The organism is Rhodococcus sp. 1168 (assembly GCF_002091955.1).
Lineage (GTDB): Bacteria > Actinomycetota > Actinomycetes > Mycobacteriales > Mycobacteriaceae > Rhodococcoides.
This window is the reverse complement of record NZ_MKKY01000091.1, coordinates 325819-334548: the sequence shown is the minus strand read 5'-3', so window position 1 is coordinate 334548 and position 8730 is coordinate 325819. Positions and strand designations below refer to the sequence as shown.

The window sequence follows — 8730 nt, the reverse complement described above, 5'->3', positions numbered from 1 at the left end:
CAAGATGACCGACAACAGCTCACGGGTATCGGCGCCTCCCGTCGAAGTGCCACGTCGCGCATGGCAGGCACTGGTTGTACTGCTGCTCGGGATGTTCATGGCATTGTTGGACACGACCATCGTCAACGTTGCGCTACCGACGATCAGCACAAGCCTCGATGCCTCCGAGGCAACTCTTTCGTGGATCATTTCCGGATACGCCCTTGCTTTCGGGCTGGCGTTGATTCCTGCAGGAAAGATCGGTGACCGCGTCGGCCACAAGTGGGTCTTCTTCACCGGACTGGCACTGTTCACCGTCGCCAGCTTTGCCTGCGGCCTCGCACAGAACGACCTCCAATTGGTCATCTCGCGAATCGTGCAGGGACTCGCAGGCGGTATCTTCGTCCCCGCCGTGACGGCCTTCATCCAACTTCTGTTCCCAGCTCAGGTGCGAGGCAAAGCCTTTGCGATTATGGGCGCAGTCATCGGTGTCTCGACGGCGTTGGGGCCGATTGCCGGCGGTCTCATCATCGAAGCCTTCGGGGATGAAAACGGTTGGCGTGGCGTGTTCTGGGTGAACCTACCGATCGGAATCGTCGGACTCGTTGCTGCTGCACTGTTGCTTCCAGGACGCTCGGAGAACCGAACAGTTGCGGCGAAGACTGGAATCGACTGGATCGGACTTATCCTCATCACCGCAGGTCTGGTCGCACTGTTGGTCCCTCTCATCGAAGGGCAGGACCAAGGTTGGCCGGTCTGGACCTATGTCTCGATCGTGGCGGGTGTCGTTCTCATTGCAGTTTTCGCTGCGTGGGAAGTGTTCTACACCAAGCGTCGTGACAACCCCTTGGTGCCGCCGAAGCTGTTCGCGCACCCCGCCTTCACCGGTGGGACCATTCTCGCGCTCGTCTATTTCGCGTCGTTCACCAGTATCTTCTTCACTATCTCGCTGCTGTGGCAGAGCGGGCTCGGAAACTCTGCACTGTCTTCCGGCATCGTGATGCTTCCGTTCGCAATCGGCAGCATCATTGCCGCGTCCCAGAGCAACCGGCTCACACAGCGGCTCGGTCGTACAGTTCTGTTGATCGGCACCTCGTTCGTCGCGATCAGCCTGATCTGGATGTGGCTGATCTTGGCTACTACCGATGCTGCCGATCTCACCAACTGGAAATTGTTGCTGCCCATGCTGATCGGCGGTCTGGGCAACGGCGCATTCATCGCCCCGAATGCTCAGTTCATCGTGGCAACCGTCGACCGCGCAGATGCAGGTGCAGCGAGCGGCGTCATCGCCACGATGCAGCGGATAGGCAGCGCCGTCGGTATCGCAATCATCGGCAGCGTTCTGTTCGGCAATCTGGATATCACCGGACCCGATACTGTGGCCAGCGGATTCATGCACGGGGCGTCGATTGCGATGTCTGTCAGCGCAGCCTTTGGAGTAGTGGCACTGCTGCTGGTTTTTGCGTTGCCCAAGCGCGTGGACGCTCCCGGGCCGATGGTTCCGAGCGAGTAACCCGCACGGGGTTGTGTGCAGTCCGCCGACTGGCCGCACACAACCCGAGCGGTCAGGCACTCAGGCCCTCAGGGCTGCAGGCTCTGGCTGTGCAGGCTTTGGGTGTGCGACTCGATTACCGATCGCGCCAGCGCTGCGATCTTGACGTTCATATCCTGAGATGTCTTGCGCAGCATCTCGAAAGCCTGATCGTCGGTGACCTCGTGCATGGCCATCAACAAGCCGATGGCCTTCCCGATCTCCCTGTTACTTTCTAGACCGAGACGCAGAGTGTCGGCCTGTTCGCCTTTGATGATTGCGGTAACTGTGACGGCTGCGAACGCTGCGACCACGATTGCACGGTCAGCTGTATCGCTGTCGAATCGGCCGGCAGTGTCGCTGAACAGGTTGAGTGCGCCTACCTTCTTGCTGTCGAGCATCAATCGAAAACCCATGGCGCCACGCACGGGCGTCCGCGCAAGGACCCCGCGGGCAAGGGCGGGCCACGGTCCTGGAGTGTTGAAGTCCGGTTCCATCTGAGCTGCCTCACTGATGATTGCGTCGAGACAGGGTCCTTCGCCGGTAGCGCGCTCGATGTCGTCGACGACCCGTGCGATCTGATCCGAAGCCGCAACCGTCACCGGCTTGCCCCGACCGGTCAGCATCAGGCTGGCATGATCGCACCCGGGCACCAGCAGCGTCGCCGCCACGCAGATGGCTGTGTAGACCTCCTCAGCTTCCCGACCGCGATAGACGATGTCCGCAAGTGCGGCGAAGACCGTAGCGGGGTCGGCCGTGGCCGATTTGTCGAGAATCGAGTCGTCGTTCATCAAGACTCCGTTCGAAAAAATATAATGCTTTCCGTGCGCTGCCCGTTTCCCGAGGAGCCACATTCGACATACAGGGTACCGACCGCACAGCTCCGATCCAGCGTCAGGTTGCTCAGGCGCACGGCAGAGCAGGCGCATCCTCTGCGAACGGCTTACCGGGAGGCTCGATGTACGCCGCGTACAGAACGACCGGAACAGTCCCGGCATTGATGCCCTCGTGAACGTGGTTGCTCCCGACATCCTCGACCACAACATTTCCTGCCGGGGTCGACACCTCGCTGCAATCCGTCAGGGTCCTGGTCAAGACACCGTATTCGATATAGGCGTACACCGGGCCATCGTGAAAATGCCATCCAGTAGAGCCGCCGGGCGCGATCGTGATCTTGCGTGCAGTGAAGTTGGTTCCGGCAAGGTCGGCACTGCCGGGGATGAGCGGAGAAGATACGTGTGCCAGTGTCTCGGCCGTTACGCCAGACGGCGGAGTGGCAAAGGCGAGCGCAGGAGACAGTGTCGCAGTAGCGATACAGCAGAACCCGACAGTGACCGAGCGGACGATCTTGGACATGTTCGTGAACCTCTCGTCGGTGGCTCAGTAGCGGAAGTCCAGACTAGAACCCGGAAATGGGGTCCGGGGCACCTATCAGCGAGTTACGTTCCGTGCCTGGGTAACCTGCAGACGTGGATGAGTCAGCGGAAACCCGCGATAACCGAACGCACATCTTCGAATACGGTGTCGACGGGCCGAAAGCGATTCTCGTCGGCATCGACGGGTCGGATTCCGCATGGAGAGCAGCGGCATACGCCGCGGGGCTGGCGAGACGCCAGGACTCGTTGCTGGTTCTCGCCTACGTTCAGCAACTGTTCACCACCGGATGGGGCCAGGCTGGAATCCCGCTCGTCGAGACGGGCGAAGAGATCGCCGAAGAACTGCTCGCCTACATAAGAGATTCCGCCACGCGGATGGAATCGATCCGGTGGGAGTTCCGCACCGCCCAGGGGGATCCCTACAGCGGCCTCGTCGCAATCGCCGCCGAACTACGGGTCGATGCCATTGTCGTCGGGGCATCCGAACATGCAGGTCACCGGATGTTCGGGTCCGTCGCGGTGCGGTTGGTGAAAACCGGACGCTGGCCCGTCACCGTGGTTCCGTAGCAAGCCGAGGACCTCCTACTTCTGTGAAATCCCGCCTGAACTGCGCCAACGTATCGAAGCGGGGCCGGACGAGCATTCGATTCTGGAGCAGCGCGAAGTAAAGCGCGCCGGTCGTCAGCGTTTGGTCTGCGTGTTCAGGAAGGTGATGGTCTTCTGCAGTGCTGTCTGCGCGTCGGGCAGATCGAGGTGGAATTGGTATTCGTGCGGGAGCTGCGGTTCGTGTGGTGCCGGCCAGAACTGGGTCGTCACCTCGATACCGAGCTCGGTGAGGCGCTGCGCCATCGGGATCGACTGCAGCCAGGTGAGACCGTCGCCGTTGCCGCCGGAGATATAGGTCGTCGGGAAGTCCGCGGTGACCCAGTCGATCGTCGACATCGTGGCGCCGGCGGAGTCCGCAGCCCAGGTTTTCGTGCCGGAGTACGCCCACATGGCCGACTTGAATCCCCAGCCTGTGATGCCGTCGAGCTGGGCGAGCGCCGACAGGTCGTAGACACCGCAGTTGAGGACGGTCGCGACCAGTTGATCGGGCTTCAGAGACGGAGTGATGCCCATGATCTCGGCGTAGTCCGGGTTCGTGATGAGGGTCGCCATCTGACTGGCGAGCTGTGCACCGGCCGAATCTCCGGCAAGCACGATCTGGTTCGTGTCCACGCCCAGCTCCTCGGCGTGTTCATCGATGTAGCCCAGTGCCGCGTCGAGCTGGTGCACGGCGAGCGGATACACGCCCTCGGGCCCGATCGTGTAGTTCACCGCGATGGTCGTGTATCCCTCGGCGGCGAGGATGCGCATGTACGGGTCGACATTCTCCTTCGAACCCGAGATCCAGGCGCCACCGTGGATCCAGACGATCGCCGGCAGCGGACCGGTGGCGGATGCCGGACGGAAGACATCCATTGTGGTGTCGGCTCCGTCATCGCCGTAGGCGACATCGCCCTGCACCGAGAGCTTCGTCTCGGGGACGTGCTTGTCCATCTCCGCGGCGGTGTCGTCACCGCCCTTGGTGAAGACGGCACGGATCACCATGGCCGAGGGCCATGGTGTGAGAGCTCCAGCGATAGCGACAACGGCGCCCACGGCTACGACTGTGCCGAGGACGACCTTCGCTCGTTGCCAGGGCCTGCGGGCCGTCTTCGGGCTTGCGGATTCTTTGGTGCGCGCGTCGATGCTCATGGACCCCTACGCAAGTCAGTGTGCCGACACGTCGACACGTCTCGCCGGCCGTCCGGTTGGTCAGGCCGCGCCGCGCTGAGTCCCGTTCCCGGATAGGAGAATCGAGATTGGCCGTTGCGGCGACCCAGAGTCTAACCACACTCGTCTTGGAGGTCGATCAGACCCTAGCGCTGCCCCGGGCTGGAATCGGGGGATCACTTACCAACGTTTTTTTGGGTGTCCGTGTCGAATACCGGTCAGATGGTGGGGCGGGCGGGGCTCGAACCCGCGACCAATGGATTATGAGATCGAACCGGGGTGCAGGTCAGGTCGTCGAATGCCTTGTGAGCGGGGGCTTTACCGACCGGTGTTACCCGTCTACCCCCAGTGTTAACTCGTTTTTGTGGGCAAAATGTGGGCAAGAAATCAGGCATCGCGAACCACACGCAACGCCGTCACCGAGGCAGTCGACGGACCCTCGATGCGATCCGCGACATCGTTCAGATCGTCCTCGAACAAACCCGCGTACAGATCGAGCGTCATCGCTGCCGAAGCATGCCCGAGCATCCGTTGCACGGCCTTCACATTCGCCCCGACCGAGATCGCAATCGAGGCCGCAGTGTGCCGCAGATCGTGAGGGGTGACCCGCGGCAGTCGGGCATCGACGACGGCCTGATCGAACCAATCTCTGCGCGCGTTCTTGTTGCGGAGGACTCCGCCCGATCGCGTCGAGAACAAGAGATCGTCCGGTCCCTTGCCTTCGACGCTCTCGGTGATCCGATCCGCGAGCCACGTCGGCACAGGAACTGTCCGTGAGGCGTGCGTCTTCGGGGTTCCCCAATTGAGAGTCCCGTTGATCTCGGTCACCGACTCCGCGACAGTGAGCCGCCGCCGTGCTGCATCCCACCGCCGAACCTTGAGCGCCGCCATCTCGCCCCATCGCAGCCCGGTAAATCCGAGCGTCAACACGACCAGCTCGCCCGCGCCGGCCTTCTCGGCGAGCGTGAACACCTGGTCCCGAGTGAGGAACGTCGGCTCGTCGTGTCGTGAGCGAGGCAGGTTCAGCTTCGCCGCAGGGTTGGCCGCGATCCGATTGTCACGCACCGCGACGTCGAGGATCATCGATATCGCATGGTGCGCCTTCTTCACCGTCGAGGGCGCGCGGTCACGCGAGAGCTCGTTGATCCATGCTTGAAGCCCGGCCGGGGTGAGCTTCGAGACGTTCCAGTTCTCCCAGTGGGGGAGTATCTGTTGCTCGAGCGTCTGCCGGTACCGCTCCAGCGAGGATGGTTTCACGTCGATCTTGCTGTCGTACCACTCCTGCGCGAGTTGCCCCACGGTCACCATGCCTGCTGCGGGCGAGACGTACTTGCCCGCCATCATGTCGACCTCGACGTGGTTCGCCCACTTCTCGGCGGCGTCCTTGGATTGGAATCCGCGCTTGTCTGTCGAGCGTCCGTCTGGAGTGCGGTAGCGGACACGGTAGCGCTCGCCTTTGGCGGTCTGATATTTCGAAACGGTGGCCATCATCCCGCCCTTCGTTGTTTCGCGCGGCTGTCGCGGATCCGCCGTAGCCGTTTGACGAGCATCGGATCGACTGCGAGTGCATCCGGATCGTCGAGTAGGGCGTTGAGAAGTTGGTAGTAGCGTACCGCCGAGATCTGAAACTTCTCGGCAATGTCGTTCTCCTTGTTGCCTTGCGCTGCGTACCAATGCTTTTCGAATTGAAGAATCTCGATTTGTTGTGGTGTCACGGTTGCCTCCGCGATAGTTCTCGGTTGATGAATGAGCGTTCGTCTTCGGTGAGATTGCGAACGCGTGCGATGAGTGTGGGTAGGTCGACCCACAGTTCTTCGGCGGCCTCGTCGTCGACACGGTGTCGATTCCATGCGAGGACGTCGACGAGTCGATCCAGCTCGATCAGACGCCGGGCTGCGATGCAGTCGACGATCGTTTCCTCACGCCTGGCGAGCCTGAGATCCTTGGGGACGGGTCCGCGTTCGACGTGCACGATCTCATGAGTGAGGGTGCATCGTCGCTCACGCTGGTTGGAATGGCGATTGATCTCGATTCCATCTTCGGTCCACCGTCCGAGACATCCAGTACCGCCATCCGGGTACGTGACGTGCACGTGTGGATGATGGTCACGGAGGTGCCGCCACGGGTGCCAGGACATAAAACACACCTTGCGGTATGACTCCGACAAATTACGCAGACGTAATTACCCGAGCTGCGGAAATGGCGCGCGGGTGTCGTTCAACCGAACGACCTACTCGTAGGCAATCCCGAGCCGCTCGCGCTTCTCGTCCTCGGTCTCGCCCTTGCGTGCGGCGAGTGCGTGGTCAGCCTGCGAGCCTTGATCAGCCTCGATCAAGGCATCTGGGTTGTCCGGTGCGCCGCCGTTAGCGGCGCGCGTATTGGAGGCTCCGCGAGGCCCAACTTTTCCATCAGTCGGCGGATTGCTCGGCGGGCCCTGCGTGCTCGTGTCTTCATCGAAAGCTCCTTGCGTCGCGGCGAAACTGCGGATCAGTTCGTCGAGTGCTCGGCGCTGGCGTTCGTTCAGGAGCCGTACTTCTGCGGGCGGGTTCCAAGTTTCGACCGGGGCCGTCTTGTTCCATGCCGCTTTCTGTAGCTGCTCTATCGGGATCGTCAGCACCTCTGCGAGCCGCTCGAGCGTCTGGGCGGATGGCCGCCCATGCCGGCCGGACCAGTAGGCGGCGATCGTCCCGTAGGGGAGGGGGACGCCGCGCTTGTCGGCTATCTCCGCTGCCTGTCGGGCGGTCACCGGCTGACTGTTCAGCAGGTCGCTTAGCTTGCTCACGGTTTCAGACACTCCCAGATGGACGCGGTGTTCGAATAGTCGCTCTGTAACTGCGCTCGTTACAAACTACCCCTGTGTATTTTCCGGGTCCGCTGGTCGGAGCTGGTTACACCGCTTGCGTTTTTTAACTGATGGTGGTTACATATCGCTTGTTGCTTGACCAACTATCAACCAGGGAGTTACATTGAGGTCGCACAGAATCCGCACGCACCACGTCGACACAGGGAGGCTCTGGGTGCGACTCATCAGTAAGCAGGCATTCCGTCAGTACATGGGATTCCGGAAGCTCAGTAACGCCGAGCTCGCGAAGGAAGCGAAGTGCTCGGTATCGACCATCGCGTTCCTTCGCAGTAGCGGGAAGAGCAGCCGCGACACGGTCGGGGCCGCGACCGCCGCGCGTATCGAAAGCGCACTCAACGCGCCACCTGGATCGCTTTTTGCGGCCACGGTGATTGGTGCTTCGGCAAGTAACAAGCAGGTCGCATGAGCGACGTGTATTTCCTCTTCGCGCCGAAGGCGAACGTCATCAAGATCGGCGTTGCCTCGAACCCCCTCAAGCGGGTGCGAGGGCTGCAAACGCCAGAACCTTGTCGTCTCGTCGGCCTTATGCCGAACGTAGGCGTGGAAGGGGAGCAGGCGCTGCATGGGGACTTCAGGCACCTACGCGTCCACGGTGAATGGTTTCGCGCGACAAGCGAACTCCGCTCATACGTGGAGAGGCATGCCGCAGATGTGCCCTTCGATGCGTGGAAGCCGGTCTCGAAGAAGAACCCCGCAGTACGGCGCAGAGAGTCCAGCCGGATACGACGCACTCCGCACCCACAAGCGGGTCATGGTCGAAGGAATCGCGCGATTGAAGCTGCGGCCGAAGACCGGATGTTTTACGTCTATGAGTGCTACAGCGACTCTGGAGAGTTCCTGTTCGCGGCCCGCACGATCGACCCGTCCGCGCATTGGATCCAGCAGGTTCGATACGCCCAACGGGACTGGGCAAGTGACGTCGCGAGGTTTTCTGTCCGAGGGCCGTACACAAAACGCAAAGCGGCGGAGTTGTATGCCGATGCCGTCAATCGCGACCCGGTCCATGTGAGTTCGGCTCCGACTGCCAAGGCGACGGATGCCGCTCGTCGGCACTTCTTTGAGGTCGGAATTCGTGCCCGGATGGAACTTGGCGATTCATGGGAGCAGGCCATCGTGCCGGTACTCGAAGAGGCCGACGCTATCGACTTCCGATCGCTCGTATCGGAACAGACAAAAGCCGCCACCTGCACGAACAGGTGACGGCCATGAGACAGACCCAACATTCA

The 8730-nt window shown here is 61.6% G+C and carries 11 protein-coding genes; 4 read left to right on the top strand and 7 right to left on the bottom strand.

All coding sequences use genetic code 11. The features are described 5' to 3' along the window. The first annotated feature begins 4 nt into the window (after positions 1 to 4). A complete protein-coding gene (locus BJI47_RS22460) occupies positions 5 to 1492 on the top strand; it encodes an MFS transporter (RefSeq protein WP_088945913.1) in 1488 nt (495 codons plus the stop codon). Positions 1493 to 1560: 68 nt separating this feature from the next. Here the strand turns inward: BJI47_RS22460 and BJI47_RS22455 are convergent, their stop codons facing one another. Beyond that, on the bottom strand, positions 1561 to 2301 hold the full coding sequence (locus BJI47_RS22455) for a GAF and ANTAR domain-containing protein (protein WP_176225010.1): 741 nt from the start codon (positions 2299 to 2301) through the stop codon (positions 1561 to 1563). A gap of 112 nt (positions 2302 to 2413) precedes the next feature. Beyond that, entirely contained in the window at positions 2414 to 2866 is a 453-nt protein-coding gene (locus tag BJI47_RS22450) for a cupin (RefSeq protein WP_088945771.1), read from the bottom strand. A 113-nt stretch (positions 2867 to 2979) separates the two neighbouring features. On the opposite strand from BJI47_RS22450, the gene BJI47_RS22445 reads away from it, so the two are divergent. After that, on the top strand, positions 2980 to 3453 hold the full coding sequence (locus tag BJI47_RS22445; RefSeq protein WP_088945770.1) for a universal stress protein: 474 nt from the start codon (positions 2980 to 2982) through the stop codon (positions 3451 to 3453). 114 nt (positions 3454 to 3567) lie between these two features. On the opposite strand, the gene BJI47_RS22440 is transcribed toward BJI47_RS22445, so the two are convergent. The 5 genes from BJI47_RS22440 to BJI47_RS22420 form a co-directional block, all read right to left on the bottom strand. Continuing rightward, positions 3568 to 4623: an alpha/beta hydrolase gene (locus tag BJI47_RS22440; protein WP_088945769.1), complete on the bottom strand. Its 1056-nt coding sequence runs from the start codon at positions 4621 to 4623 to the stop codon at positions 3568 to 3570. A 405-nt stretch (positions 4624 to 5028) separates the two neighbouring features. Beyond that, on the bottom strand, positions 5029 to 6132 hold the full coding sequence (locus BJI47_RS22435; protein ID WP_088945768.1) for a site-specific integrase: 1104 nt from the start codon (positions 6130 to 6132) through the stop codon (positions 5029 to 5031). Continuing rightward, positions 6129 to 6356, bottom strand: coding sequence for a DUF3263 domain-containing protein (locus BJI47_RS22430; protein WP_368655917.1), 228 nt, complete (start codon positions 6354 to 6356; stop codon positions 6129 to 6131). Before BJI47_RS22430 ends, BJI47_RS22435 begins: the two co-directional genes overlap by 4 nt. Continuing rightward, entirely contained in the window at positions 6353 to 6778 is a 426-nt protein-coding gene (locus BJI47_RS24835) for a hypothetical protein (protein WP_254900749.1), read from the bottom strand. Before BJI47_RS24835 ends, BJI47_RS22430 begins: the two co-directional genes overlap by 4 nt. A 93-nt stretch (positions 6779 to 6871) precedes the next feature. Further along, complete coding sequence (locus BJI47_RS22420) at positions 6872 to 7423, bottom strand: hypothetical protein (RefSeq protein WP_125458789.1); 552 nt, start codon at positions 7421 to 7423, stop codon at positions 6872 to 6874. A gap of 235 nt (positions 7424 to 7658) precedes the next feature. Here BJI47_RS22420 and BJI47_RS22415 point away from each other — a divergent pair, with 235 nt between their 5' ends. Both BJI47_RS22415 and BJI47_RS22410 read left to right on the top strand, forming a co-directional pair. Next, the gene (locus BJI47_RS22415; protein ID WP_088945764.1) at positions 7659 to 7910 is read left to right on the top strand and encodes a hypothetical protein; all 252 of its coding nucleotides are present in this window, start codon (positions 7659 to 7661) and stop codon (positions 7908 to 7910) included. Then, a complete protein-coding gene (locus BJI47_RS22410; protein ID WP_088945763.1) occupies positions 7907 to 8704 on the top strand; it encodes a GIY-YIG nuclease family protein in 798 nt (265 codons plus the stop codon). The genes BJI47_RS22415 and BJI47_RS22410 overlap by 4 nt, the downstream gene beginning before the upstream one ends. Positions 8705 to 8730 lie beyond the last annotated feature (26 nt).

Coding starts and splice junctions, on each gene's coding strand:
- BJI47_RS22455 (WP_176225010.1), bottom strand. CDS start 2,301: ATGAACGACGACTCGATTCTCGACAAATCGGCCACGGCCGACCCCGCT.
- BJI47_RS22435 (WP_088945768.1), bottom strand. CDS start 6,132: ATGATGGCCACCGTTTCGAAATATCAGACCGCCAAAGGCGAGCGCTAC.
- BJI47_RS22410 (WP_088945763.1), top strand. CDS start 7,907: ATGAGCGACGTGTATTTCCTCTTCGCGCCGAAGGCGAACGTCATCAAG.
- BJI47_RS24835 (WP_254900749.1), bottom strand. CDS start 6,778: ATGTCCTGGCACCCGTGGCGGCACCTCCGTGACCATCATCCACACGTG.
- BJI47_RS22450 (WP_088945771.1), bottom strand. CDS start 2,866: ATGTCCAAGATCGTCCGCTCGGTCACTGTCGGGTTCTGCTGTATCGCT.
- BJI47_RS22460 (WP_088945913.1), top strand. CDS start 5: ATGACCGACAACAGCTCACGGGTATCGGCGCCTCCCGTCGAAGTGCCA.
- BJI47_RS22440 (WP_088945769.1), bottom strand. CDS start 4,623: ATGAGCATCGACGCGCGCACCAAAGAATCCGCAAGCCCGAAGACGGCC.